20 protein-coding genes are annotated in these 24,132 nt (G+C 74.5%); 6 read left to right on the forward strand and 14 right to left on the reverse strand.

Features of this window, described 5'->3' with window-relative positions:
* Window positions 1–220 precede the first annotated feature (220 nt).
* Both ACZ3J7_RS14165 and ACZ3J7_RS14170 read left to right on the forward strand, forming a co-directional pair.
* A complete protein-coding gene (locus ACZ3J7_RS14165; protein ID WP_465620313.1) occupies window positions 221–2,137 on the forward strand; it encodes an FAD/NAD(P)-binding protein in 1,917 nt (638 codons plus the stop codon).
* Complete coding sequence (locus ACZ3J7_RS14170; protein ID WP_465620315.1) at window positions 2,134–3,558, forward strand: nitrosuccinate lyase; 1,425 nt, start codon at window positions 2,134–2,136, stop codon at window positions 3,556–3,558. The genes ACZ3J7_RS14165 and ACZ3J7_RS14170 overlap by 4 nt, the downstream gene beginning before the upstream one ends.
* Before the next feature lie 21 nt (window positions 3,559–3,579).
* Here the strand turns inward: ACZ3J7_RS14170 and ACZ3J7_RS14175 are convergent, their stop codons facing one another.
* The 10 genes from ACZ3J7_RS14175 to ACZ3J7_RS14220 all read right to left on the reverse strand — a co-directional run bounded on the left by ACZ3J7_RS14175 (window position 3,580) and on the right by ACZ3J7_RS14220 (window position 12,889).
* A complete protein-coding gene (locus ACZ3J7_RS14175) occupies window positions 3,580–3,861 on the reverse strand; it encodes a MerR family transcriptional regulator (protein ID WP_465620551.1) in 282 nt (93 codons plus the stop codon).
* A gap of 664 nt (window positions 3,862–4,525) precedes the next feature.
* A complete protein-coding gene (locus ACZ3J7_RS14180) occupies window positions 4,526–5,161 on the reverse strand; it encodes a 3-oxoacid CoA-transferase subunit B (RefSeq protein ID WP_465620317.1) in 636 nt (211 codons plus the stop codon).
* On the reverse strand, window positions 5,161–5,916 hold the full coding sequence (locus ACZ3J7_RS14185; RefSeq protein WP_465620320.1) for a CoA transferase subunit A: 756 nt from the start codon (window positions 5,914–5,916) through the stop codon (window positions 5,161–5,163). The genes ACZ3J7_RS14180 and ACZ3J7_RS14185 overlap by 1 nt, the downstream gene beginning before the upstream one ends.
* Window positions 5,917–5,943: 27 nt before the next feature.
* Window positions 5,944–6,681, reverse strand: coding sequence for an SDR family NAD(P)-dependent oxidoreductase (locus ACZ3J7_RS14190; RefSeq protein WP_465620322.1), 738 nt, complete (start codon window positions 6,679–6,681; stop codon window positions 5,944–5,946).
* Complete coding sequence (locus ACZ3J7_RS14195; protein ID WP_465620323.1) at window positions 6,678–7,643, reverse strand: fumarylacetoacetate hydrolase family protein; 966 nt, start codon at window positions 7,641–7,643, stop codon at window positions 6,678–6,680. Before ACZ3J7_RS14195 ends, ACZ3J7_RS14190 begins: the two co-directional genes overlap by 4 nt.
* Window positions 7,644–7,731: 88 nt before the next feature.
* Entirely contained in the window at window positions 7,732–8,667 is a 936-nt protein-coding gene (locus ACZ3J7_RS14200) for a VOC family protein (RefSeq protein WP_465620325.1), read from the reverse strand.
* A gap of 16 nt (window positions 8,668–8,683) precedes the next feature.
* Window positions 8,684–9,676 carry an amidohydrolase family protein gene (locus tag ACZ3J7_RS14205; RefSeq protein WP_465620327.1) on the reverse strand — a complete coding sequence of 331 codons (993 nt, stop codon included), beginning with the start codon at window positions 9,674–9,676 and terminating at the stop codon, window positions 8,684–8,686.
* The gene (locus ACZ3J7_RS14210) at window positions 9,673–10,806 is read right to left on the reverse strand and encodes an FAD-dependent oxidoreductase (protein WP_465620329.1); all 1,134 of its coding nucleotides are present in this window, start codon (window positions 10,804–10,806) and stop codon (window positions 9,673–9,675) included. The genes ACZ3J7_RS14205 and ACZ3J7_RS14210 overlap by 4 nt, the downstream gene beginning before the upstream one ends.
* A 131-nt stretch (window positions 10,807–10,937) precedes the next feature.
* On the reverse strand, window positions 10,938–11,909 hold the full coding sequence (locus tag ACZ3J7_RS14215; RefSeq protein WP_465620331.1) for a cyclase family protein: 972 nt from the start codon (window positions 11,907–11,909) through the stop codon (window positions 10,938–10,940).
* Window positions 11,906–12,889: a fumarylacetoacetate hydrolase family protein gene (locus ACZ3J7_RS14220; protein WP_465620333.1), complete on the reverse strand. Its 984-nt coding sequence runs from the start codon at window positions 12,887–12,889 to the stop codon at window positions 11,906–11,908. Before ACZ3J7_RS14220 ends, ACZ3J7_RS14215 begins: the two co-directional genes overlap by 4 nt.
* Window positions 12,890–12,998: 109 nt before the next feature.
* Here ACZ3J7_RS14220 and ACZ3J7_RS14225 point away from each other — a divergent pair, with 109 nt between their 5' ends.
* Together ACZ3J7_RS14225 and ACZ3J7_RS14230 are read left to right on the forward strand one after the other, a co-directional pair.
* Window positions 12,999–13,931 (forward strand): LysR family transcriptional regulator, encoded by a 933-nt coding sequence (locus tag ACZ3J7_RS14225; RefSeq protein WP_465620336.1) that lies wholly within the window; start codon window positions 12,999–13,001, stop codon window positions 13,929–13,931.
* 190 nt (window positions 13,932–14,121) lie between these two features.
* Entirely contained in the window at window positions 14,122–15,402 is a 1,281-nt protein-coding gene (locus ACZ3J7_RS14230; RefSeq protein WP_465620337.1) for an MFS transporter, read from the forward strand.
* Between the two features lie 33 nt (window positions 15,403–15,435).
* Here ACZ3J7_RS14230 and ACZ3J7_RS14235 read toward each other — a convergent pair whose 3' ends face one another.
* From ACZ3J7_RS14235 to ACZ3J7_RS14245, 3 genes are all read right to left on the reverse strand, one after another.
* Complete coding sequence (locus tag ACZ3J7_RS14235; protein WP_465620339.1) at window positions 15,436–15,816, reverse strand: CBS domain-containing protein; 381 nt, start codon at window positions 15,814–15,816, stop codon at window positions 15,436–15,438.
* A gap of 114 nt (window positions 15,817–15,930) precedes the next feature.
* Window positions 15,931–17,361 carry a DEAD/DEAH box helicase gene (locus ACZ3J7_RS14240; RefSeq protein WP_465620341.1) on the reverse strand — a complete coding sequence of 477 codons (1,431 nt, stop codon included), beginning with the start codon at window positions 17,359–17,361 and terminating at the stop codon, window positions 15,931–15,933.
* A gap of 279 nt (window positions 17,362–17,640) precedes the next feature.
* Window positions 17,641–17,739 carry a cold-shock protein gene (locus tag ACZ3J7_RS14245; RefSeq protein ID WP_465620343.1) on the reverse strand — a complete coding sequence of 33 codons (99 nt, stop codon included), beginning with the start codon at window positions 17,737–17,739 and terminating at the stop codon, window positions 17,641–17,643.
* A gap of 516 nt (window positions 17,740–18,255) precedes the next feature.
* Here ACZ3J7_RS14245 and ACZ3J7_RS14250 point away from each other — a divergent pair.
* Both ACZ3J7_RS14250 and ACZ3J7_RS14255 read left to right on the forward strand, forming a co-directional pair.
* Window positions 18,256–19,206, forward strand: a complete 951-nt coding sequence (locus ACZ3J7_RS14250) for an SGNH/GDSL hydrolase family protein (RefSeq protein ID WP_465620344.1) — start codon at window positions 18,256–18,258, stop codon at window positions 19,204–19,206.
* A 174-nt stretch (window positions 19,207–19,380) separates the two neighbouring features.
* Entirely contained in the window at window positions 19,381–22,638 is a 3,258-nt protein-coding gene (locus ACZ3J7_RS14255; RefSeq protein WP_465620346.1) for a discoidin domain-containing protein, read from the forward strand.
* 105 nt (window positions 22,639–22,743) lie between these two features.
* On the opposite strand, the gene ACZ3J7_RS14260 is transcribed toward ACZ3J7_RS14255, so the two are convergent.
* Window positions 22,744–24,132 carry an FAD-binding oxidoreductase gene (locus ACZ3J7_RS14260; protein ID WP_465620348.1) on the reverse strand — a complete coding sequence of 463 codons (1,389 nt, stop codon included), beginning with the start codon at window positions 24,130–24,132 and terminating at the stop codon, window positions 22,744–22,746.

Here is a 24,132-nt window from a genome sequence, read left to right on the forward strand (position 1 = left end):
TTCAGACCCAGCGCGGTCGGCAGCACATTCTCCCCACCCGGACCTTGCGGGATTTCCACAGTAGACGCACGAGGACAGGAGGGAGCCCCGTGGCGGACATCCGCACGGCTCCGACGGTTCCGGTCGCCGGCCCGAACCGGCCGCTTCTCCCCGGAGCACACCGCGACGACCCCGGAGCGGGCCGCGACACGCCCCGCGACCGGGCGCGGGGTCGCCGGGCATGACGGAGACCGGTATGCGAGTGGCCCTGATCGGCGCGGGCCCCCGCGCACTGTCGGTGCTCGAACGGCTCTGCGCCAACGAGCGGGCCGCCCCCTCCCCCCACCCCCTGACCGTGCACCTGATCGACCCGGACCCGCCGGGGGCGGGCGCGGTCTGGCGCACCGACCAGTCGCGGCACCTGCTGATGAACACCGTGGCCTCCCAGGTCAGCGTGTTCACCGACGACAGCGTGCGGATCGACGGACCGGTCGAGCCCGGTCCGAGCCTGTACGAGTGGGCCCGCTCCCCGCACGGGGCCGGCGCCGACGCATGCGCCGAGGCGGCCGGGCTGGGGCCCGACTCGTACCCGACCCGGGCCCTCTACGGCTCCTACCTGCGGGCTATGTTCCAGCGCCTGGTCGAGCGCGCCCCGCGGCACGTCACGGTCCGGGTGCACCGCTCCCGGGCCGTGGCCCTGAGCGGCGAGGAGTCCCAGCGGGTCCGGCTGGCGGACGGCACGACGGTCGACGCGCTGGACGCCGTGGTGCTGGCCACCGGGCACGGGCCGGCCGTCCTCGGCCCGGAGGAGGAGCGGCTGGCCGGCGCCGCGGCGGCACTGGGGCTGGCCTACCTGCCGCCGGGCAACCCGGCCGACGCCGACCTGAGCGCCGTGCGGCCGGGCGAGCGCGTCCTGCTGCGCGGCCTCGGGCTGAACTTCTTCGACCACCTGGCGCTGCTGACCGAGGGCCGGGGCGGTGCCTTCGTCCGCGAGGACGGCCGGGAGGACGGCCGGCTCGTCTACCGCGCCTCCGGCAACGAGCCCCTGCTGTACGCGAGTTCGCGGCGCGGCGTGCCCTACCAGGCCCGGGGCGAGAACCAGAAGGGCCCGTACGGGCGGTACTTCCCCCGGCTGCTCACCGCCGAGCACGTCGACGCCCTGCGCCGCCGCGGCACCCCGCTCGACTTCCGCCGCGACCTGTGGCCGCTGGTCGCCCGCGAGGTGGAGAGCGTGTACTACGGGGCCCTGCTGGACGCCCGCGGCCGCCCGGCCGACCGGGAGCCGTTCACCGAGCTCTACCTGGCCGCCGACCGGCCGGAGCGGCGGGCCGAACTGCTCCACGCCTACGGCATCGACCGGGCCGACCACTGGGACTGGGAGCGGCTGGCCCAGCCGTGCGCGGGAAGGGAGTTCGGCGACCGGGCGGAGTTCCGGTCCTGGCTGCTGGCGCACCTGTCCCGGGACGTGCGGGAGGCCCGGGCCGGCAACCTCCGGGGCCCGCTGAAGGCCGCGCTGGACGTCCTGCGCGACCTGCGCAACGAGATCCGGCTCGCGGTCGACCACGGCGGCCTGGCCGGCGACTCGCACCGCGACGACCTGGAGCGCTGGTACACCCCGCTCAACGCGTTCCTGTCGATCGGACCGCCGGCCGCCCGGATCGAGCAGATGGCCGCGCTGATCGAGGCGGGCGTGCTCGAACTCACCGGCCCGGGCACCACGGTGGGCGTCGACGCCGACCGCCGGGCCTTCGTGGCCCGCTCCGCCCGGGTGCCGGGGCCGCCGGTCCTGGCCACGGTGCTGATCGAGGCCAGGCTGCCCGAACCCGACCTGCGCCGGACCGCCGACCCGCTGCTGCGGCACCTGCTGGACACCGGCGGCATCACCCCCTACCGGACGCCGGGCACCGACGGCCACCAGACCGGCGGCCTGCACGTGACCGCCCGCCCGTACCGGGTGGTCGACGCCGCGGGGCAGGCGCACCCGCGCCGGTTCGCCTACGGCGTGCCCACCGAGGGCGTGCACTGGGTCACGGCCGCCGGCATCCGTCCCGGAGTGGACTCCGTGACCCTGGGCGACTCGGACGCGATCGCCCGCGCGATACTCTCCCTCCGCCCCGCGGAGCGGCGGGAAGCCGACAGGATAGGAGTCAGCGCGTGACACCCGAAACCGTGCCGTCCCGGGCCGAGGTGGCGGCGGAGGCGGACACCGGCCTGCTCTCGCCCGTCCGGGCGGGCACCCCGATCGAGGGCGCGGTCGGCGACCGGGCCTGGCTCCAGGCGATGCTGGACGCCGAGGCGGCACTGGCCCGCACGCAGGCCGGACTCGGCGTGGTGCCGAGGGCGGCGGCCGAGGCCATCACCGCCCTCGCCCGGGTCGAGAACTTCGACGTGCGGGCCCTCGCGCTGGCCTCCCGGGAGACCGCCAACCCCGTGGTCGGCCTGGTCCGGGCGCTGACCGAGCGGGTGGCGGCCGAGGACCCCGGCGCGGCGGAGTACGTCCACTCGGGCTCGACCAGCCAGGACATCCTGGACACCGGGGCGATGCTGGTCGCGGCCCGCGCCCTGCGGATCATCCGGGCGGACCTGGCCCGGGTCGCCGGGGCGCTCGCCGACCTCGCCCGCACCCACCGCTCCACCCCGATGGCGGGACGCACCCTCGCCCTCCAGGCCGTGCCGACCACCTTCGGCCTGAAGGCCGCCGGATGGCGGCAGCTGGTACTGGACGCCGACCACCGGCTGGAGCTGGTCGAGCGGACCGGCCTGCCGGTCTCGCTGGGCGGCGCGGCCGGAACCCTGGCCGGCTACCTGGAGAACGCCCGCGCGGCCGACCCCGCGACCGCCGACGACCCGGCCGGCTACCTGGAGCGCCTGGTCGACGCCTTCGCCGCCGAGACCGGCCTGGCCCGGCCGGTCCTGCCCTGGCACGCGCTGCGGACCCCGGTCGCCGACCTGGCCGCCGCGCTCGCCTTCACGGCCGGGGCGCTCGGGAAGATCGCGGTCGACGTGCAGGTCCTGACCCGGACCGAGATCGGCGAGGTCGGCGAGCGGCCGGTGGCCGGGCGCGGCGCCTCCTCCGCCATGCCGCACAAGCAGAACCCGGTGCACTCCACCCTGATCCGCAGCGCCGCCCTCCAGGTCCCGGTCATCGCCGCCGGCCTGACGCAGTGCCTGGTCACCGAGGACGAGCGCTCCGGGGGCGTCTGGCACGCCGAGTGGCAGCTGCTGCGCGAGGCGCTCCGGCTGACCGGCGGCGCCGCGCACACCGCGGTCGAACTCGCCGACGGCCTGCAGGTGCGGCCCGAACGGATGGCGGCCAACCTCGCGCTGACCGGCAGCCAGATCGTCTCCGAACGCGTCTCCGCCGTCCTCGCCCCCCTGCTCGGCCGGGCGGCCGCCCGCGCCCTGTCCTCCCGAGCCGCCGCGACCGCCGCGGCCACCGGCCGGGAGCTCGCCGACGTCCTCGCCGAACTCCCCGAGCTGAAGGCCGTGTTCACTCCGGAGGCCCTGGCCGCGCTGTGCCGGCCGGAGGACTACCTCGGCGCCGCGGAACCGCTGGTCGACCGGGCCCTGCGGCCCTGACCCGTACGCGACGGGGCCCGGTCAGGCGTCCGCCGCGGGCCCCCCGTCGCGCCGGGAGCGGCGGAGCTCCTCGTTGAGCCGCAGGGCTTCCTCCAGCTGGTCCTCCAGGACGATGATGCGGCAGGCGGCTTCGACGGGGGTGCCCTGGTCGACGAGGTCGCGGGCCCGCATGGCGATGCGCAGCTGGTAGCGGGAGTACCGGCGGTGCCCGCCCTCCGAGCGCAGCGGGGTGATGAGGCGGTGCTCGCCGAGGGCGCGCAGGAAGCCGGGGGTGGTGGCGGTCATCTCGGCGGCGCGGCCCATCGTGTAGGCGGGGTAGTCCTCGTCGTCGAAGCTGTCGGGCGTGCCGGGGCTGGACGTGTTGGTCACTGCACCTCTCTGGTTCTCGGGAGAACGCGTCGAGGGGCCCCGGAGCCGTTCGGCTCCGGGGCCCCGAAGGGTGGAGAACACCATCTACCGGCCTGGGCCGGGTTCCTCGTTGCGCACCGCCCCGGGGGAGGGGACGTGCGTGGATCGCGTGTGCGTGACCGGAAACCACCGTCCTTGCATGGGGTCTGCGGTGTCCGCCCGGGCGAGTGCTCACCGGCCGGGCGATCCCGATGGCGCCTGCTTCCTCCGTTCGTCCTCCGGAATGGCTGTCACTTTCCGTACTGCGGGTACTGCGGGTACTTCAGGTACTGCGGGTCATGCCGGTCCTGCGGGTGGCGGCCCCTGATCACCTCGGGCCGCCCGGCCCGGCGGTCAGCTCCGTCGCCGTCCTGCACCTGCGTGGCTTCGGGGCTCCACCGCCGGACCGTCCTGCGAACTCCGTCCGACAACCCGGCCGGTTCGTGTCTGGCCGGTATCGCCGACTGCTGTCTACGAGAGAAACACTAACCCCGCCCCCGGGCAATGTCTACTCTCGCGGGAACAGATTTTGCGCCCGCGGCCCGACAGGTATCCCCCTCCCCCGCGCGGTGGGGGCCGGTCAGGCCCGGAGCAGGACGGGCGCGCCGGTCGCGGCGAGGACCTGCTCGACCGTGGTGCCGGGGGCGGTCTCGACCAGGGCCAGGCCGCCCGGGGTGACGTCGAGGACGGCGAGGTCGGTGACGATCCGGTGGACGCAGGCCCGGCCGGTGAGCGGCAGGGTGCAGGTGTCGACGATCTTGGGGGTGCCGTCCTTGGCGGTGTGCTCGGTCAGCACGATGACGCGGCGCGCCCCGTGGACCAGGTCCATCGCGCCGCCCATGCCCTTGACCACCGCGCCGGGGACCATCCAGTTGGCGAGGTCGCCGGTCGCGGAGACCTGCATGGCACCGAGGACGGCGGTGTCGATGTGGCCGCCGCGGATCATGCCGAAGGAGAGCGCCGAGTCGAAGAACGCGGCGCCCGGCAGCACGGTGACGGTCTCCTTCCCGGCGTTGATCAGGTCGGGGTCGACGTCCGCCCCAGCCGGGTAGGGGCCGGTGCCGAGGATGCCGTTCTCGGAGTGCAGGACGACGTCCACGCCGGGCGGCAGGTGGTCGGGGATCAGGGTGGGCAGGCCGATGCCGAGGTTGACGTGGCTGCCGGGGGTGAGTTCGCGGGCGGCGCGGGCCGCCATCTGCGGGCGGGTCCAGGGCATCAGGGACGCACCGTCCTCTTCTCGACGGCCTTGTCGGCGGCCTGGGCGGGGGTGAGCGCGACGACGCGCTGCACGAACACGCCGGGCAGGTGGACCCGGTCCGGGTCCAGTTCCCCCGGCTCGACGAGTTCCTCCACCTCGGCGATCGCGATCCGGCCGGCCATCGCGGCCAGCGGGTTGAAGTTGCGGGCGGCGCGGTGGAAGACCAGGTTGCCGTGCCGGTCGCCGCGGGCCGCGCGGACCAGGGCGTAGTCGGTGGTGATGCCGTGCTCCAGGACGAACTCCTTGCCGCCGAAGGCGCGCTGCTCCTTGGGCGGGGAGGCCAGCGCGACCGAGCCGTCCGGCGCGTGGCGCCAGGGCAGGCCGCCGTCGGCGACCTGGGTGCCGACGCCCGCCGGGGTGTAGAACGCGGGGATGCCGCAGCCGCCGGCCCGCAGCCGCTCGGCCAGGGTGCCCTGCGGGACGAGCTCCACCTCCAGTTCGCCGCCGAGGTACTGCCGGGCGAACTCCTTGTTCTCGCCGACGTAGGAGCCGGTGACCCGGGCGATCCGGCCGGCGGACAGCAGCAGGCCCAGGCCCGCGCCGTCGACGCCGCAGTTGTTGGAGACCACCCGCAGGCCGCTCGCGCCCTGCTCGTGCAGGGCGCGGATCAGGGTGGACGGGATGCCGCTGAGGCCGAAGCCGCCGACGGCCAGCGAGGCGCCGTCGGGGACGTCGGCGACCGCCTCGGCCGCGGTGGGACTGACCTTGTCCATGCGCAACTTCCTTGAGCCGGGGGGATTTCAGATGCGGAGCGCGTCGGAGACCGACTTGGCGCCGCCGTGCGCGGTGTGGCCGCCGTCGACGGGGATCTCGGCGCCGCTGATGAAGGAGGCCGCGTCGGAGAGCAGGAAGACCACCAGCCCGGTGACCTCCTCGACGGTGCCGGTGCGCCCCAGCGGGGTCTCGCGCAGGGTGGCCTCGCGGAACGCGGGCGGGGCGGTGGCGGTCATCTCGGTCTCGATGAAGCCGGGGTGGACCGTGTTGACCCGGATCCCGAGCGGGCCGAGTTCGAGGCAGGCGGCCTTGGCCAGGCCGCGCAGCGCCCACTTGCTGGCGGTGTACGCGACCGGGTAGTGCGCGGTGAGCGCCGCCGCCGAGCCGACGTTGACGATCGAGGAGCCGGGCGGCATCAGCGGGGCGAGGTGCTGCATGCCGAGCAGCGGGCCGGTGGCGTTGACGGCGTGGACGCGGGCGAAGTCCTCGGCGGTGACCTCGCCGAGCCGGGCCCGCCAGGTGACGCCCGCGTTGTTGACCAGGCCGTGCACCGCGCCGTGCTCGGCCCGCAGGTCGGCGGCGAGCGCGGCCCAGGCGTCCGGGTCGGTGACGTCGAGGACCCGGCAGCCGTCGGCGGGCCGGGCGTCGGTGGCGACCACGACGGCGCCCTCCGCCGCCAGGGCGCGGGCCTCGGCGGCGCCCTGGCCCCGCGCGGCGCCGGTGACCACCACCACCCGGCCGGCCAGCCGCCCTCCCCCGGTCACGGGCGGGTCCGGGGGCGCGGGCGGGCGGCGGGGACCGGCTGCGGCGCGGCACCCGCAACTACCGTGTTGGCGGTCGAGCCGATGCCTTCGACGGTGAGCACGACGGTGTCGCCGACCTTCAGCGGCGCGGGCCGCTGCGCCCCGTCGCGGCCCCAGAGTTCGGCCAGGCAGCCGCCGTTGCCCATGGTGCCGGAGCCGAGCACGTCGCCGGGGCGGACGACGGTGCCGCGCGAGGCGTAGGCGACCAGGTCCTCGAAGGTCCAGCCCATGTTGGAGAGCAGGTCGGTGCCGACGACCGTGCCGTTGACGCTGGCGGTGAGCGCCAGGTGCAGGAAGCCGTCCTCGTCGCGGTGCGGTTCGAGTTCGTCGGCGGTGACCAGCCAGGGGCCGAGGGTGGTGGCGGTGTCCTTGCCCTTGCAGGGGCCCAGGCCCACTTTCATCTCGGCGGACTGCAGGTCGCGGGCCGACCAGTCGTTGAAGATCGTGTAGCCGATGATGTGCGCGCGGGCCTGTCCGGGGGTGAGGTCGCTGCCCTCCCGGCCGATGACGGCGGCGACCTCCAGTTCGAAGTCGAGGGCCCGCGAGCCGGGCGGGACGGGCACGCCGTCGTGGGCGCCGATCACCGCGTAGGGGTTGCCGAAGTAGAACGTCGGTGCGGCGTACCACTGTTCGGGGACGCCGGCGGTGCCGTCGACGCTCCTGCGGACGCCCTCGACGTGCTCCTCGAAGGCGACGAAGTCGCGGACGGTGGGCGGCTGGATCGGCGGCAGCAGCCGGACCTCGCCGACGGCCGGGCCGGGCGGGCCGGCCAGGGCGGTGCGGCCGGCGGCGTGCAGGGCGTCGGCGCCGGCCCGGATCAGGTCGAGCAGGTCGGTGCCGGCGGGCAGCGGGTACAGGCGGTCGTCGTCGGCGAGCGCGCCGCAGCGGCGGCGGCCCTCGTGCTCGTAGGTGGCGAAGCGCATGGGGGGAGCTCCTCGGGGTCGGGGCCGGGGGCGCGGTGCGGCGTCAGGGCGTGACGGGTGCCGCACCGTGCTCCCGGGGTTCGGCGGGTCAGACCGGCGGGGCGACGAACACGCCGCGGTCGACGTCGTTGAAGGACTCCCTGGCGACGATCTCGCTCATCGGGTTGGCGGTGCCCCACTGGTCGGTGACCTCGGGCTGCGAGAAGTCGTAGACGTGCGGGTGCCAGGTGTCCTCGTCCAGCGACTCCAGTTCGGTGGTGTACTCCACCGTATTGCCGTGCGGGTCGAGGAAGTAGGAGAAGGTGTTGTTGCCCGCGAGGTGCCGGCCGGGGCCCCAGATCTTGCGGACGCCCGCGCGCAGCACCCGGCCGGTGCCGTACATGTACTCGTCCAGGCCGCGCAGTTCGAACGAGACGTGGTGCAGCGAGGTGTGCGGGCCCTTGGCGAGGGCCATCGAGTGGTGCTGGTTGCTGATCCTCATGAAGTGCATGACCTCGCCCATGTGCGGGGAGGACAGCGTGTCGGAGAGCCGGAAGCCGAGGTGCTGCTCGTACCAGAGCCGGGTGCGGTCCAGGTCGGGCGAGTTGAGGACGACGTGGGAGAGCCGGACGGGAATCGACTCCTGGGCCTCGATCCGGCGGTGCTGCCGGGCGGCGACGTCGGCGGAGACCTCGATCGTGCGGCCGTCGCAGTCGAAGAAGCGGAAGCCGTAGCCGCCGCCGGGGGTGTCGACGCCGCCCGGCCGGGTGATCAACTGCACGCCCTGGGCGAGCAGTTGCTCGGCGAGGGTGTCGACGTCGGCGGGGTTCGCGGCACCGTAGGAGACCAGGTCGAGGCGCTTCTCCTCGGCTCGGCGCAGGCGCACCACGTACTGCTCGGGCGAGCCCTCGGCGGCCAGGAAGGAGAGCCCGCTGTCGGAGACGGTCTCGGTCAGGCCCCAGACGCCGGAGTAGAAGTCGAGCTGCTTCTCGAAGTCGGGCACGGCGAGGTCGACGTGCCGCAGGTGGGTGAGCAGGCGGTTCATGGACGGTTCTCCTCGGTCAGAGGCCCAGCAGGGCGGCGGCGTTGGCGCCGCGGACGGCGGCCAGGTCGGCGGGCGGCAGGTCGGCGGCGGCGAGGGCGGCGAGCGGGTCCCCGGTGCCCATGTCGAACGGGAAGTCGGAGCCGAGCAGCACCCGGTCGGCGCCGGCCGCGCGCACCAACTCCCGCAGGACGTACGGGTCGTGGACGAGCGAGTCGAAGTACAGCCGGCGCAGGTAGGAGCTGGGCTCGTGCGCGCAGCCGCGGGCGTCGGGGCGGACCCGCCAGGCGTGGTCGGAGCGGCCGATATGGGTGGGCAGGTAGCCGCCGCCGTGCGCGGCGACGATCTTCAGGCCGGGGTGGCGGTCGAGGACGCCGGAGAAGATCAGGTGGGAGAGGGCGACGGCGTTCTCGGTGGGCTGGCCGACGGTGTTGGACAGGTACCAGCGGTCGAGGCGCTCGTCGAGGGTGCAGCCGAAGGGGTGCAGGAACAGCACCGCGCCGCTCTGCGCGGCCCGGGCCCAGAACGTCTCCAGCGCCGGGTCGGAGAGCTCCACGCCCGGTGCGTGGCTGGAGAGTTCGACGCCGAGCAGCCCTGCGGCGAGCGCGTGGTCGAGTGCTTCGACGGCGAGGTGCGGGTGCTGGAGCGGGATCAGGCCGAGGCCGCGCAGCCGTTCGGGAGCGGTGGCGCAGTGCGCGGCGGTGGTGGCGGCGGCCGCTTCCCAGATCTGGCGCGCCGTCCGTTCGTCGGCCCAGGAGTGGTAGTGGGACGGCGACGGGGAGACGAGCTGCACGTCGACGCCCTGGGCGTCCATGGCGGCGAGCCGGGCGGCCGGGTCGGTGAGCAGCGGGATCCGGGCGGCGACCATCGGGCCGTTGACCGACATGGACTGCGGGCCGTTGCGGCGGGCGTCCAGGGCCTTGGCGCGGGCGAGGCCCACCTGTCCGGCGACGAGGGCCTCGACCTCGGGGAGCAGCAGGTGGGCGTGGACGTCGACGGTCTTGTGGGTCACGGGAGTTCCTTCAGGACGGCGGTGGTGCGGGCCATCAGACCGGGGACGTCGGCGTCGTGGACGCCGTCCATCAGCCACTGGCCCAACTGGCAGGAGTTCTCCACCACCATCCGCACCCTCGGCAGTCGGCGGGCGTGGTAGTCGAGCAGCAGCTGCTCGCTGAACTCCTCGGTTCCGGTGAGGAGTTCGGCCAGCACCAGGGCGTCCTCCAGGGACATCGCGGCGCCCTGGGCGAGGGTGGGCGGGCAGGCGTGCGCGGCGTCGCCGACCAGCACGACGCGGCCCCGGTGCCAGGGGCCCTCGACCAGGTGCCGGTCGAACCAGGTGTAGTTGACCCGCGCCGGGTCGGTGAGGGAGGCCGCTATCCGCTCCCAGTGGCCGCCGTAGCCGGCCGCCAGGCGGCGCATCTCCTGCGCGTAGCTCGCGGGGTCGATGGTGGCGCGGTCCCGCTTGGGCTCGACCAGGTAGGCGTAGACGGTGTCGGGCCCGGTCGGGCAGTACCCGGCGATGTAGGCGGGGCCGCCGTAGGTCAGGTCGGTGCGCTCGACTCCGTCGGGGCGCGGGGCGGGGGTGCGCCAGATCGCCATGCCGGTGGGCTCGGGGCGCTCGGTGATGCCGATCATGGCGCGGGTCGCGGAGGAGATGCCGTCCGCGCCGACCACCAGGTCGTAGCGGCCCGAACTCCCGTCGGAGAACTCGACGTCCACGCCCTCGGCGTCGGCGTGCAGGGCGGTGGCGGTGGTGCCGAGGCGGACGTGCGCGCCGGTGGCCTTCACCGCGTCGATCAGGATGCGCTGCAACCGGGGGCGCTGCATGCCGACGGTGGCGGGCAGGTCCTCGCCGCCGGTGCGCACGTCGCGGGCGACGTGCAGCACGGTGCCGTCGGGGGCGGTGAGGCCGACCTCGTCGAACGCGAAGCCCGACTCCCGGACCCGCGGCCAGACGCCGATCTCGCGCAGGGCCCGAAGTGCGTTGCCCTGCAAGGTGATTCCGGAACCGGAGACGTTCCAGTCGGGCTTGGCCTCGACCAGGTCGACGGCGATCCCGGCCCGGCGCAGCAGCACGGTCAGGCCGTTGCCGGCGGTGCCGCCGCCGATCACCAGAACGGACCGGACGCTGGTTGATGTCATGGGGGTTGCTCCCTGGCGGGTGGGCCGCGCCTCGTCGCGCGGCGGACGGGAGAGAACGGGGGAAGGGGGCCGGTCGGCCGAGGGCTCTCCGGGCGTGTCGACCGACCGGCGGTCCGGGACGGTCGCGCGGACTACTTGACGGCGACCGGGTTGACCGGGGAGCCGACCGCGCCGGTGATCGGCAGCGGGGCGGCGGTCAGCCAGAACTCGTACACGCCGTCGGCGGCGCAGTGTGCGGCGAGGGCGTCCGGGTCCCACATCTCGCCGATCAGCAGGCCGAGATGGGGGATGGCCACCTGGTGCAGCGGCTGGAAGGCGTGGTCGAACTCGTTGGGGCGGACCTCGAAGCCCCAGGTGTCGGTGGCGATCGCGGCGATCTCGCTGCCGTGCAGCCACCCGGCGGTGGTGAAGGACAGGCCGGGCGCCGGGCCGCCCGCGTACTCGCCCCAGCCCTGGCGCCGCGCCCGGCTGAGCTGCCCGGTGCGGACGAGCACGACGTCGCCGCGGCCGACGGCCGAACTCGGGCCCTGGGCGGCGATGGTGGCGCGCAGGTGCTCCTCGGTGACCGCGAAGCCGTCGGGCAGTTCGCCGTCGGTGCCGATCGCGCGGCCGACGTCGAGCAGGACGCCGCGGCCGGCGATCTGGTGGGCCATGTGCTCGATGCCGGTGACCAGGTCGCCCTCGGAGGTGACGGTGGTGGCGGCGTCACGGCCGTTCCACGCCCTGCCGTGGTCGAAGATGTGGCCGAGGCCGTCCCACTGGGTGGAGCACTGCAGCGGCATGGCGATCACGTCGTCGGCGCCGCCGATGCCGTGCGGGAAGCCCTGCAGTCCGGCGGCGGCGTCGGTGCCGGTGTCCAGCATGGTGTGGACGGGGTTGGTGCGCCGGCGCCAGCCCTTCTGCGGGCCGTCCATGTCGAAGCGCTGGGAGAGCGAGAAGCTGACGCCCTGCCGGATCAGTCCGGCGGCGGCCCGGCGCTCGTCCTCGCCGAGGAAGTTGAGGGTGCCGAGGCGGTCGTCGGCGCCCCAGCGGCCCCAGTTGGAGTACGCCTTCGCGGCGGCGGCTATCGCGCCCTCGGGGTCGGCGCGGTCCGGGGCGTTCACGCGGCCTCCCGGACGCAGCGGGTGCGCTGGGCACCGAGGCCGGTGATGGTGCCGTCCATGACGTCGCCGTCGGTGAGGAAGCGCCCCCAGTGCATGCCGTTGCCGGCCGGGCTGCCGGTGAGGACCAGGTCGCCGGGCAGCAGCCGGGTGGTCTGCGAGGCGTAGGAGACCATCCGCGCCACGTCGAAGAGCATGTCGGCGGTGGACTCGTCCTGCATGGTCTCGCCGTTCAGCTCCAGCGTGACCCGCAAGTCGGACGGGTCGCCGACGAACGCGGCGGGCACCAGGTAGGGGCCGAGCGGGGTGAAGCCGGGGGCGTTCTTGCAGCGCAGCCAGTCGGTGCCGATCTCCGGCATGTCGCGGCGGAAGACCAGCTCGCGGGCGGTCAGGTCGTTGGCGATGGTGTACGCCGCGACGTGCCCGAGGGCCTGTTCGGGGGTGACCCGGTACGCGGGGGCGCCGATCACGGCGGCGAGCTCCAGCTCCCAGTCCGGCTTGGTGCACCAGGCGGGCAGCACCACGTCGTCGTAGGGGCCGGTGATCGAGGACGGCAGGCCGATGAACACGTACGGCTGGTCCTCGGCGGCGCGCCGGTCCATCATCGCGCCGATCTCGGCCCGGGCCTGCTCGACGGGGCGGGCGTCCTCGGCGGGGCGGTGCGCGATGGCCAGGTCGATCACGTGCTGCCGGTAGTTGGCGCCGGACTGCAGCAACTGCCGGGGCTCGACCGGGGCGAGGGTGCGCAGGCTCCCGACGGGCCGCCGGGCGCCGTCCGTCCGGGCCGCCAGGTCGTGCAGGACCGGCAGCGCCTCGTCCCAGCGCTCCAGCAGGTCGCGGGTGGTGGTGGGGCTGCCGAGCGCGGGGCGGCCGCGGAGGTCCAGCACCCGGCCGTCGGCCACCAGGCCGGGGAAGGGCGCGCCGTCGCCGTCCGCGAAGGTGCCGAGGGCGAAGGGGCCGCGGAGTTGCGCGTGTGTTGCCACGAGGTTTCCTCTCGATGCGTTGCGACTAATGTGGCCCCGGCACGGCAATCATGGAAATCAATTCTGTTGATGCTGGTCATCCACCGGACGAATGAGTAGGTCGGCCTCCATGAACCTCGCGACCCTCGACCTCAACCTGCTCCCGGCCCTGCGCGCCCTGCTGGAGGAACGCAACGTCACCCGGGCCGGCCGGCGGCTGGGACTGAGCCAGCCCGCCATGAGCGCCGCCCTCGCCCGGCTGCGCAAGCACTTCGACGACGACCTGCTCTCCCGGTCCGGGAACAGCTACACCCCCACCCCGCTCGGCGCCGCGCTGCTCACCATGACCGGCCCCGCCTGCGACCTGCTGGAGCGGGTCTTCACCTGCCAGGCGTCCTTCGAACCGGCCACCGCCGAACGCGAGTTCACCCTGCTGACCTCCGACTACGGGGCCGCCGTCTTCGGCGCCCGGCTCGCCCGCGCCCTGCACGCCGAGGCCCCCGGCGTCCGGCTGCGCTTCGAGCAGGTCGGCCCCACCCTGGTCGACTCGATCACCGACTTCCTCGGCGCCGCCGACGGGCTCCTCCTGCCGCACGGCGTGATCACCGGCTACCCGTCCCTCGACCTGTACACCGACCGCTGGGTCTGCCTGGTCTCGGCCGACCACGAGGAGGTCGCCGACGGCCTGGCCCTGGACGACCTGGCCCGCCTGCCCTGGGCGGTCTACCAGCGCACCCACGACGCCCCCGCCACCCGGCAGCTCGCCCTGCTGGGCATCGAGCCGCGGGTCGAGGTCTCGGTGGGCACCTTCCAGCTGCTGCCCGCCATGGTCGCCGGAACGCGCCGGGTCGCGCTGATCCAGGAACGCCTCGCCGACCTCGTCGGGCCGGGCGGCGGCGTGCGCGTCCTGCCCTGCCCGTTCGAACCCGTCCCGCTCACCGAGGCCCTGTGGTGGCACCCCGTCCACACCCAGGACGCCGCCCACCAGTGGCTGCGCGGGACCGCCGCCCGGGTCGGCGCCGAACTCCAGCAGCGGGCGCGCCGCCATCCGTCCGGCGGATGAGAGGCATCCGCACAAGCGATCGGCCGGGGCATTCCCCCGGGCCGCCCGTCCCGTCCAGGATGGCTGCCACCCCGGCCCGCCGACCCGGCGCCCCGGACCGGCACCGCCCCCGCCGTCCCGGCCGGGCGGGCCGCCGCGCGCGCCCGTCCCCGCCCGGTCGCGGTCCCCCGCCCCCTCGAACGGAGCCGCCATGCCCGCCGCCCGCCCCCTCGACGCCCCCGCGCCGGGCCCGCTCCCCGCCCGCCCCCGGCTGACGGTGACCCTGCTGATGGCGGGCAGCTGCCTGCCGATCCTCGGCGCCGTCCTGATCGCCCCGGTCGTCCCGAAGCTCCAGGACCACTTCGCCACCGTCCCCGGCGCGGACGTCCTCGCCCCCGTGGCGCTGACCGTCCCCGCGCTCTCCCTCGCCGTCATGGCCCCGTTCGCGGGCGCGGTCATCGACCGGCTCGGCCGCCACCGCCTGCTGGTGGCCGCCACCGTGCTCTACGCGATCGTCGGCACCGCTCCGCTCTGGCTGGACTCGCTGCCCGCGATCATCGCCAGCCGGGCCCTGGTCGGCGTCGCCGAATCCGCGATCATGACCTGCTGCACCACCCTGATCGGCGACTACTGGAGCGGCAGGCAGCGCGAGAAGTACCTCGCCCTGCAGGCGATGTGCTCCGCCGTCTCCGCCACCGCCTTCTTCGCCCTCGGCGGCGCCGCCGGCTCGGCCGGCTGGCGCGCCCCGTTCTGGGCGTACGCCGTCGGCCTGCTGCTCGCACCCCTGCTGGCCACCGCGCTACGACCGGCCGACCGGCGCACCGACGCCGCCGCAGCCCCCGCCCCGGCCCCCTTCGTCCCGCTGCTGCGCCGCCTACTGGCACCCTGCGCGCTGACCTTCTTCGGCGCGATCGCCTTCTACACCGTCCCCGTCGAGACCTCCTACCTCCTCGACGACCTGGGCACCACCGCGCCCGCCACCATCGGCCTGTGCACCGCGGTCGCCAGCGCCGCCACCGTCGTCGGCGCGGCCGCCTTCACCCGCCTCACCGACCGCGCCGACCGCCTGCTCCCCTGGACCCTCACGCTCTGCGCGGCCGGCTTCGGCACCATCGCCCTAGCGGGCAGCGTCCCCGTGCTGGTCGTCGGCGCCGTCGTCAACTGCCTGGGCACCGGGATGCTGCTGCCCACCCTGATCACCCGCACCATGGCCCTGCTCCACCACGCCGACCGGGGCCGCGGCACCGGCCTGTGGAACACCGCCTTCTTCCTCGGCGAGTTCGTCTGCCCGCTGCTCCTGCTCGCCGCCGCCCGGCCCGCCGGGGGCCTGGCGGGCGCCGTCGGCGTCCTCGGCGCCGCCACCCTCGCGACCGCCGCCGGCCTGGCCGTCACGCGCGCCCGCCGCGCGGGACTCCCCCGCCCGGCCGAGCCCGCGTCCACCACCGCGCCGCCCCTCGGCGCGACGCCCCGCCCCACCTCCACGGGCTCGTAGCGCGGCGGGGCCGGCGGGGGTTCGACGACGGGCCTAGCGGTCGAGGAGGCCGATGGCGTGGCCCTCGTGGTCGACCACCGGCCACGTCTCCAGGCCGCGGGCGCGCATGGCGGCGAGGGCGTCGGTGACCGGCATGTCGGCGGTGGCGAACGGGGCCCGGTCGAGGGCGATGTCCCGGACGGGGGTGCGTTCGGTGTACCAGGAGCGGGCCTGGAACGGTGCCAGGTGGAGGCGGGTCAGCAGCCCGGCGCAGCGGCCGTCGTCGGTGCGGACCAGGAGGTGGTCCGCACCGGAGCTGTGCAGGATGTCCATCGCGGTGTCCGCGGTGACGTCGTCGCTGATCTGCAGTTCCGGGTGCTTCATGAGGTCGCCGACCGTGGTGGTGGTCGCGGGGCGTTCGAGGCTGATGGTCACGGGCGTGGTCCTTCGGGTCGTCGCCGCCGGTGGTGGCGGCGGTCCGGGCACTGGCGGTGGCGGTGGCGGTGGCGGTGGCGGTGGCGGGTTGAGGACGTCTGCCGGGCGGGCGTGCTACCCGGCGAGGGCGGTGCGCCGGGGCGCGGTGTCACGGGAGCCCGCGACGGCCTGCGCGGTGCGGGCGCGCAGGGCTCGGCGGCGCCGGGTCCGGCTGGTGGAGGTGCCGGAGCGCGGGCGTTCGACGACCGGGTCGGGGATGGTGGTGGGGACGCCGGTGGGGACGCGGGCGCCGGTGATGCGGGCGAGTTCCTCGTCACCGGCGCTGATGCGGGTGGTGACGGGGGTGATGGCGGCGGTGGCCATCATGCGGGCCGTCTCACGGCGCTGTTCGGGCAGCACCAGGGTGACGACGGTGCCGCACTCGCCGGCCCGGGCGGTGCGTCCGCCCCGGTGCAGGTAGTCCTTGTGGTCGATCGGCGGGTCCAGGTTGACGACCAGGTCGAGGCCGTCGACGTGGATGCCGCGGGCGGCGACGTTGGTGGCGATCAGCGCGGTGACCTGGCCGGCACGGAACTGCTCCAGGGTGCGGGTGCGCTGCGGCTGGGACTTGCCGCCGTGCAGGGCCGCGGCCTTCACGCCGTTGGCGAGCAGGTCCCGCACCAGGCGGTCGGCACCGTGCTTGGTGTCGGTGAACATGATCACGCCGCCCTCGCGGGAGGCGATGTGCGCGATCGTGGCGGCCTTGTCGGAGCTCCGCACGTGCAGCACGTGGTGCTCCATCGTGCTGACCGCGCCCGCGGACGGGTCCACCGAGTGCGTGACCGGGTCGTTCAGGAAGCGGCGGACCAGGCGGTCGACGTTGCGGTCCAGGGTGGCGGAGAACAGCATCGTCTGGCAGCCGTCGTCGACCTGGTCGAGGAGTTGGACGACCTGCGGGAGGAAGCCCACGTCGGCCATCTGGTCGGCCTCGTCGAGCACGGTCACGGCCACCTCGTCCAACCGGCAGTCGCCGCGCTGCACCAGGTCCGCCAACCGCCCGGGCGTGGCCACCAGCACCTCGACGCCTCGGCCCAGCACCCGGGCCTGGCCGCCGATCGACACCCCGCCGACCACCGTGGTCAGGCGCAGGTTCACCGCGTGGGCGTACGGGGTGAGGGCCCCGGTCACCTGCTGGGCCAGTTCGCGGGTGGGGACCAGGACCAGCGCCAGCGGCCGGCCGGGTTCGGCCCGCCGGCCGGCGGTGCGGGCCAGCACGGCGAGGCCGAACGCGAGCGTCTTGCCGGAGCCGGTGCGCCCCCGGCCGAGCACGTCGCGGCCGGCCAGCGAGTTCGGCAGCGTCGCGGCCTGGATCGGGAACGGCGAGGTGACGCCCTGCCGGGTCAGCGTCGTCAGCAGCGCCTTCGGCATGTCCAGCGCGTCGAACGACTCGACGGCCGGCAGCGCCGGGGTGGTGCCCACCGGCAACGCGAACTCCCCGTGTACGGAAGCCCCCTGGCGGGTGCGGCGGCCGGAGCCCTGGTACGGGGGACGGCTGGAACGGCTCATGCGGAGACCTTTCTCGGGCGGCGCGTCACGAGGAAGGCTCCACGGCGCCGGGGCGCCGGGCGGAGACCACGAGGAAACGGGCCGGAAGTGCGACGGGCGGGGCGTGGACGGGAGAACCGTGCGGCACGTCGTCCGGGTCGGCGCCCGCCGGAGAGCGGCGGACCCCGGAGGCCCGGACCGGCCGGGGGCGTACGTCCCGGCGCAAGGCCGAGGGGCCCGCACCAAGCGTGTACGCGGTGCGGGCCCCTCGCTGCCGGGCGGGTGCCGTGGCGGGAAGAACTAGAGCGGGCGGATGTTCTCGGCCTCCTGGCCCCTGAGCAGCTCGCGGAGGCCGAAGCCCTTCTCCGCGTCGAACCACTTCACGGTGCCACGAAGCATCAACACATCTCCTTCGAGGGGCTGTCCGGAATCCGCGCCGTGCGGATCCCGAGTGCCGCGATGATGACCCGTCCGAAAGGGAGGCCGGAAAACGAAATGCGCCCACGACACACCAGCAGGCGCACACGAAATTCATGGGAACCACTACTGGAACTACGGACGACCCTAGCAGGCCGGTCCGTTCCACGGCGGATGTTTCACCCCCGCCGCCCCGGAAACCCCGCTTTCCCGCGCACTTCCCGGGCGTCCCCGATTCGGCCGACGCACCGCTCCACCAGGCGGGTTGGCGGCACCAGCACACACCGCGCCCGCCTGGAAACCCGCACCGGAGAACGCGGTGAACGCGGAGACGGAGCGGCCGCTTCGGCCGGGCGGGTGGGCCGATGTGGAGAGCCTGTGCAGGATCGCCCGTATGCGCACTGTCGTCGCCGGGACATCACGCTCCGCCATGAGCGAATACGGAGGGTAACTCCCCTTCTTGTTTCTTCCCGCTGATTCCGGCGAAAGGGCGCAGCCATGTCTTCGACCACGCGCAGGACGACGAACCCCTCCAGGACGCGGCGGCTGGGAGCTGCCGCGCTCGCGCTGAGCAGCTGTCTGGCGCTCGCCGCCCCGGCGGCCACCGCCGTGGCGGCCCCGGCCGCCGATGCGGTGCCGACCGTGTTCTTCGGCGACTCCTACACCGCCAACTTCGGCCTGTCCCCGGTGAACCACATGGACAGCGAGCGGGGGTGGTGCTTCCAGGCCACGGACAACTACCCCGCCGTCGCCGCGCGGACCCTGGCGGGCAAGGGCGTCGACCTCACCGTCCAGGGCGACGTCTCCTGCGGGGGCGCCGTCGCCGCCAACGTCTGGACCAAGCAGCAACTGCCCTTCGGCGCCGGGGAGGTGGACGAGCAGTGGAAGGCCCTCAAGGGTGACACCAAGCTGGCGGTGGGCAGCATGGGCGGCAACACGCTGGGCTTCGCCGAGATCATCAAGCAGTGCTCCGACAAGCTCCGCCAGCCCTCCCTGCTGCCCGGCGAGCCCGTGGACGGGGAGAAGCCGGCCGCCGAGTGCAAGGACTTCTTCGAGACCGGCGACGGCAAGCAGTGGCTGGACTTCAAGCTCCAGGTGGCCGAGGACGACCTGGACCAGATGATCCAGGTCCTGCACGACAAGGCCTGGGACGCCGACATCCCCCAGGACGCGCTGCCCGTCCTGGACCAGGCCCAGCAACGGCTCAACGACGTCATGAGGAAGGTCGCCGAGGAGAACGACGCCACCTTCGCCGACCTCTACGCCCCGACCGGCGCCAACACCGCCTGCGACGGCGCCGACCGCAGCATCGGCGGCCTGCTGGAACCCTCCAACCTCGACCTCATCGGCCAGAAGGTGCCGTGGTGCGCGCACCCCAACGAGAAGGGCCGCGACCTCCAGGCCCAGCACGTGGCCGCCACCATCGAGGACGTCCTGAAGAAGAGCTGACCCGGCCCCACGCCCCGCAGGAACCCGGTCCGCCGCCCCCCGCCTCCCCGTTCGAGCCGCCGCTCGCAGTACGGGAGCCGCCCGCCGATGTGCTCCGTGGTCTGACTATCCTTCAGCGCGCCCCGCTTCGAGGGAATCGCTGCGACTTCGGAAAGAGGAACCGTGCGGAAAATAATGGCGAGGGCGGTCATACCCTCCCTGCTCGGGCTGCTACTGGCCCCGTTGGCACCGGGCCCGGTGGCGAGCGCCGCCGGGGCGCCGTCGGTCTGGGTGGAGAGCGGTTACGACCACGTCTTCTCGTCCTCGGCCGTGCCGTCCCGCCCGTCCCGGGCGATCGACCTGGCCGCGGCGCGCAACGAGACCCAGGCCGCCCAGATCGCCGTCCGTTCCGGTGGCGCGCTGAGCGGGCTGTGGGTGGCGCCCGGCGACCTGGCCGGGCCCGGCGGGGCGACGATCCCGGCCTCGCGGATCACCGTGAACCGGGAGTACAACCACCCGCGGATCGACAAGGTCGTCCAGCAGGCCCCGTACGACGGGCACCAGGAGCCGCCGGACGGCGGGACGAGCTACTACGACTCGCTGGTGGAGAACGAGCCGTACGCGCTCGCCGCGAACACCACGCAGCCGTACTACTACAGCGTCGCCGTGCCGGCCGGCCAGACGCCCGGCGTCTACACCGGCAAGGCGACCGTGCGGACCGCGGACGGCGCGGTGGACGTGCCGGTCTCGGTGACGGTCTACCCGGCGGAGCTGCCGGCGACCAACCGGTCGACGTTCCGGCTCAACAACTGGTTCACCTCGGTCGGTTGGGACTACGACTGGACGGCGGCCTCCATCCCGGGACAGTACGGCGTGCAGCCGTACGAGGAGAACTGGTGGAAGGTGGTCGGCAGCTTCGCCACCGACCTCGCCGAGCACCGCAACAACGTCGTCTACGCGGACTTCCAGGCCCTCGCGATCCGCGACACCAAGCTGGACGCGGGCGGCCGGTACACCTTCCAGTGGGGCGACTTCGACCGGTTCGTGCAGCTGTTCCAGGACGCCGGCGCGCTGCAGTACCTCTACACCCCCACGCTGATCGAGGAGGGCGGCAGCCGACTTGAGGCGCTCGTCCCCGACGGGCGGGGCGGCGTCCGCAAGGACTACCTGCCGGTCGACACCCCACAGGGCCGGGACGCGGCCGCCGTCTACCTGGACAAGGTGTTCGGCGCGCTCAAGGCCCACCTCGACACCAAGTGCCTCGACCCGGGCCCGGTCGCGGCCTGCGCGCAGGGCCGGCGCTGGAGCGACGTCTTCTACATGAGCGCGGTCGACGAGCCCACCGGCGCGTCGCTGCCGGTGCAGAGCGTGACCTCGCCCTGGCTCTACCAGCAGTACCGCGCCAAGTTCCCGCAGGGCCTGACCAACGAGGCCCACGTCGAGCCGGTCGGCCCGATCGACGCCGCGCTCGGCACCGTGACGCAGAAGCTCGACGGCCCCGGCTACGACCGCAACGCGGGCTACTTCCAGAGCCTGCGGCTGGCCGGGAAGGACCTCTGGCTCTACTACTGCAACGACCCCCGGGACCGCCACGTCAACCGCTTCATCAGCTACCCCGTCGCGGACTCGCGCCTGACACCGTGGATGGTGGCCGCCACCGGGGGCAACGGGTTCCTGCACTGGGGTTGGAACATCTGGTCCGACGACAGTGCGGGCCACCCGGCCTACGACACCAGGGACGGCTGGCAGAACGGCGACCGCTACCTGGTCCGCCCGAACACCGGCACCCCCGCGAACCCGAAGTACGAGGTCTACGACAGCGTGCGCAGCGAGGCCCTGCTGGCCGGCGTCCAGGACTACGAGCTGCTGCACCAGCTCGCCGCGAGCAAGCCGGTGCTGGCCCGCACCCTGATCGCCTCGCTGATCACCAGCACCACCGAGTTCTCGACCTCCGGCGTGGAGACCGACCACCGGCACCGGCAGCTCCTGGAGGCGCTCGCCCCCGGCGGCGCCGACGCGGCCCTCCCGTTCGCCGACGACTTCTCCGGCGGCACCGACGCCCAGTGGCGCCACACCAGGGGCAGCTGGTCCGTCAGCGACGGCGGCTACGTCCAGAGCGACCCGCTGAGCAGTTGGGAGACGGTGTCGGCGGTGGCGGGCCGCGCGTACGGGGACGTCTCGGCCTCGGTCGACGTCCGGATCACCGGGGTCAACCCGGCCGGTGGCGACAGCAACTGGGCCGGGCTGACCGTCCACAGCCAGAACCCGGTGGACGTGCAGACCGGCTACCTGGTGGCGCTGCGCAACAACGGGCAGGTGTTCGTCTACCGCAGCGGCACCACGCTGGCCACGGCGACGGTGCCCGGCTACACGCCCGGCCAGAGCGTCACCCTCCGGGTGGTCACCCGCGGCGCCACCCTGAAGGTCATCGCCGGAACCACCCCGCTGATCACCCTGGACGACCCCGGCTACCCGGTCGGCGACATCGGACTCGTCACCGGCGACGCCGCCGCCCGCTTCGACAACGTCCGGCTCGACCCGGGCACCGACGCCGCCCTGGGTGCCACCGTCACCGCGTCGTCCAGCTACGAGGCGGACGGCTGGGGCCTGGCGGCCGCCACCGACGGCCGACGCGGCCTGCCGGACGGCAGCACGGGCTGGAGCAGCATCGCGAACCTGGCCGTGGACCACGGCGAGTGGGTGTCGGTGGACCTCGGCGCGGTCCGGCGGACCGGCCGGATCGACCTCTACCCGCGGGCCGACGGCGCGAACGCCGGCCTGGGCTTCCCGGTCGACTTCACCGTCCAGGTCTCCACCGACAACGCCACCTGGACCACCGTCGCCTCCCGCACCGGCTACCCCAGGCCCGACGCCTCGGCCCAGCCCTTCGCCTTCCCCGCCACGGACGTCCGCTACGTCAAGGTGACCGGCACCAGCCTGCGCACCGACCCGCACGGCAACTACCACATGCAGCTGGCCGAGATCGAGACGGCGGGCGGCGACCTCGCCGTCAACCGCCCGGTCCGGACCTCCAGCACCGTGGAGTCCTCCGGCTGGGGACGGGGCGCCGCGACCGACGGCGTGCTGAACTCCGCGCTCGGCTACTCGATGGGCTGGAGCAGCGCCAAGTCCCCGACCGCCGCGGCCGACGAGTGGATCACCGTCGACCTCCAGGGCGCCGACGTGGTCAGCGGGGTGCAGCTGGTGCCCCGCACCGACGGCGCGAACACCGGCCTGGGCTTCCCGGTCGACTACGCCGTCCAGGTCTCCACCGACGACGCCACCTGGACCACCGTCGCCTCCCGCACCGGCCAGGCCCGCCCGGGCGCCGCCGGCCAGGGCTTCGCCTTCGCCCCGGTCACCGCCCGGTACGTCCGGGTCGCCGCCACCAAGCTGGGCGCCGACCAGTTCGGCGACCACTACCTGCAGCTCGGCGAACTCGCCGTCAGCTGACCCGCTCCCGGCTGACGGCGGGCGCCGCCCCGGCGGCGCGGCCCGTGGCGGTGGCCTTCCCGGTCGTCCGCCGCGGGTCCGCCTCCGGCGTGGCCGCCGGGGCCGTCAAGGGGTGACGCGTGGTCGACCCCCTTCCAGCGGTGGGACGTTGTGAGTGAAGCGGAACAGGTTGTCCGGGTCGTGCCGCGTCTTCACCCGCCGCAGCCGTTCGAAGTCCTCGGCGGCGAACAGCTCGCGCACCTGCTCCTCCGGCTCCGGGGCGCCGTCGTTGTAGATCGAGTTGGGGCTGCGGCCGACCGTCCACGGCTCCAGCTCCGCCCAGAGGCGGCGGTGGACGGGCCGGGCCGCGGTCGACGGGGCGAGCGCGCCGCCGGTCGACACCCGCAGCAGGTAGGCGGCGTCGCGCCCGCCGACCGCGCCCGGGTCGGCGGGGCGGCGGGCGAAGGCGCCGCCGAGGTGGCGAATGTCGATCATGCAGGGCACGGCCGCGCCGGGGCCCGCCACCTCCACGACGGCCCGCAGCGCCTCCGGGGCGAGTTCGCGCAGCAGGACGTTTCCGCCGAAGTAGGCGTGCGGGACGCGCGGGTCCTGGTAGATGGAGGCGGTGTCGGTGTACGGCATCTCGCGGACGGTGTCGACCAGCGCCGGGCCGAGCGCGCGCAGCGGCGCCACCAGCCGCTCCCCCGCCTCGGCGGGGCCGGTGAAGGCGATCCGGACGTGGGCGACGTAGCGTCCGCGCAGCGCCTCGGAGAAGGCCGGGGCCTGCGGGACCGTCAACAGGCCGATGGAGGAGGTGAGTTCGTCCGGCAGCGTCAGCGTCCACGCCCGGTAGGCGCGCAGCAGGTCGAGCGGCCGGTCCGCGGCGAACCAGAGGCCGCCGCCGTAGAGCCGGGCCACCGGCACCAGGGCGGTCTCCACGGCGGTGACGACGCCGAAGTTGCCGCAGCCGCCGCGCAGCGCCCAGAACAGGTCGGGGTCGGAGTCGGCCGTGACCCGGCGGAGCACGCCGTCGGCGGTGACCAGGTCGAAGGACCGGACGTGGTCGCTGGCCCAGCCGGTCTGCCGGCCGAGCAGGCCGACGCCGCCGCCGAGCAGGTAGCCGACCACGCCGACGTGCGGGGCCGAGCCGCTGACCGGGGCGAGGCCGTACGGCGCGGCCCGCTCCACCACCTCGCCCCACACCGCGCCGGCCTCGGCGCGGGCGGTGCCGGCCGCCGGGTCCACGGTGACGCCCTTCATCCGGCGGGTGGTGACGAGGACGCCCTCGCCGTGCAGGGCGGTGACGATGCCGTGCCCGGTGGACTGCACGGCGATCGGCAGCCCGCGTCCGGCGGCGAACCGGACGGCGGCGCGCACGTCCTCGGCGCAGGCGGCGCCGACCACGAGGGCCGGGCGGTGCCGGAACCCGGTCTGGAAGCCGGACCGTTCCTCGTCGTACCCCGGGCTGCCGGGCAGCAGCACCGGGCCGCGCACCCGGGCGGCGAGCGTCACCAT

The organism is Kitasatospora sp. NPDC015121 (assembly GCF_055562955.1).

Bases quoted from the DNA above. Each gene is read 5' to 3' on its own strand.
- ACZ3J7_RS14165 (WP_465620313.1), top strand. From the start codon at position 221: ATGACGGAGACCGGTATGCGAGTGGCCCTGATCGGCGCGGGCCCCCGC.
- ACZ3J7_RS14175 (WP_465620551.1), bottom strand. From the start codon at position 3,861: ATGGGCCGCGCCGCCGAGATGACCGCCACCACCCCCGGCTTCCTGCGC.
- ACZ3J7_RS14180 (WP_465620317.1), bottom strand. From the start codon at position 5,161: ATGCCCTGGACCCGCCCGCAGATGGCGGCCCGCGCCGCCCGCGAACTC.
- ACZ3J7_RS14185 (WP_465620320.1), bottom strand. From the start codon at position 5,916: ATGGACAAGGTCAGTCCCACCGCGGCCGAGGCGGTCGCCGACGTCCCC.
- ACZ3J7_RS14195 (WP_465620323.1), bottom strand. From the start codon at position 7,643: ATGCGCTTCGCCACCTACGAGCACGAGGGCCGCCGCCGCTGCGGCGCG.
- ACZ3J7_RS14200 (WP_465620325.1), bottom strand. From the start codon at position 8,667: ATGAACCGCCTGCTCACCCACCTGCGGCACGTCGACCTCGCCGTGCCC.
- ACZ3J7_RS14210 (WP_465620329.1), bottom strand. From the start codon at position 10,806: ATGACATCAACCAGCGTCCGGTCCGTTCTGGTGATCGGCGGCGGCACC.
- ACZ3J7_RS14225 (WP_465620336.1), top strand. From the start codon at position 12,999: ATGAACCTCGCGACCCTCGACCTCAACCTGCTCCCGGCCCTGCGCGCC.
- ACZ3J7_RS14230 (WP_465620337.1), top strand. From the start codon at position 14,122: ATGCCCGCCGCCCGCCCCCTCGACGCCCCCGCGCCGGGCCCGCTCCCC.
- ACZ3J7_RS14240 (WP_465620341.1), bottom strand. From the start codon at position 17,361: ATGAGCCGTTCCAGCCGTCCCCCGTACCAGGGCTCCGGCCGCCGCACC.
- ACZ3J7_RS14245 (WP_465620343.1), bottom strand. From the start codon at position 17,739: ATGCTTCGTGGCACCGTGAAGTGGTTCGACGCGGAGAAGGGCTTCGGC.
- ACZ3J7_RS14250 (WP_465620344.1), top strand. From the start codon at position 18,256: ATGTCTTCGACCACGCGCAGGACGACGAACCCCTCCAGGACGCGGCGG.
- ACZ3J7_RS14255 (WP_465620346.1), top strand. From the start codon at position 19,381: ATGGCGAGGGCGGTCATACCCTCCCTGCTCGGGCTGCTACTGGCCCCG.
- ACZ3J7_RS14260 (WP_465620348.1), bottom strand. From the start codon at position 24,132: ATGGTGACGCTCGCCGCCCGGGTGCGCGGCCCGGTGCTGCTGCCCGGC.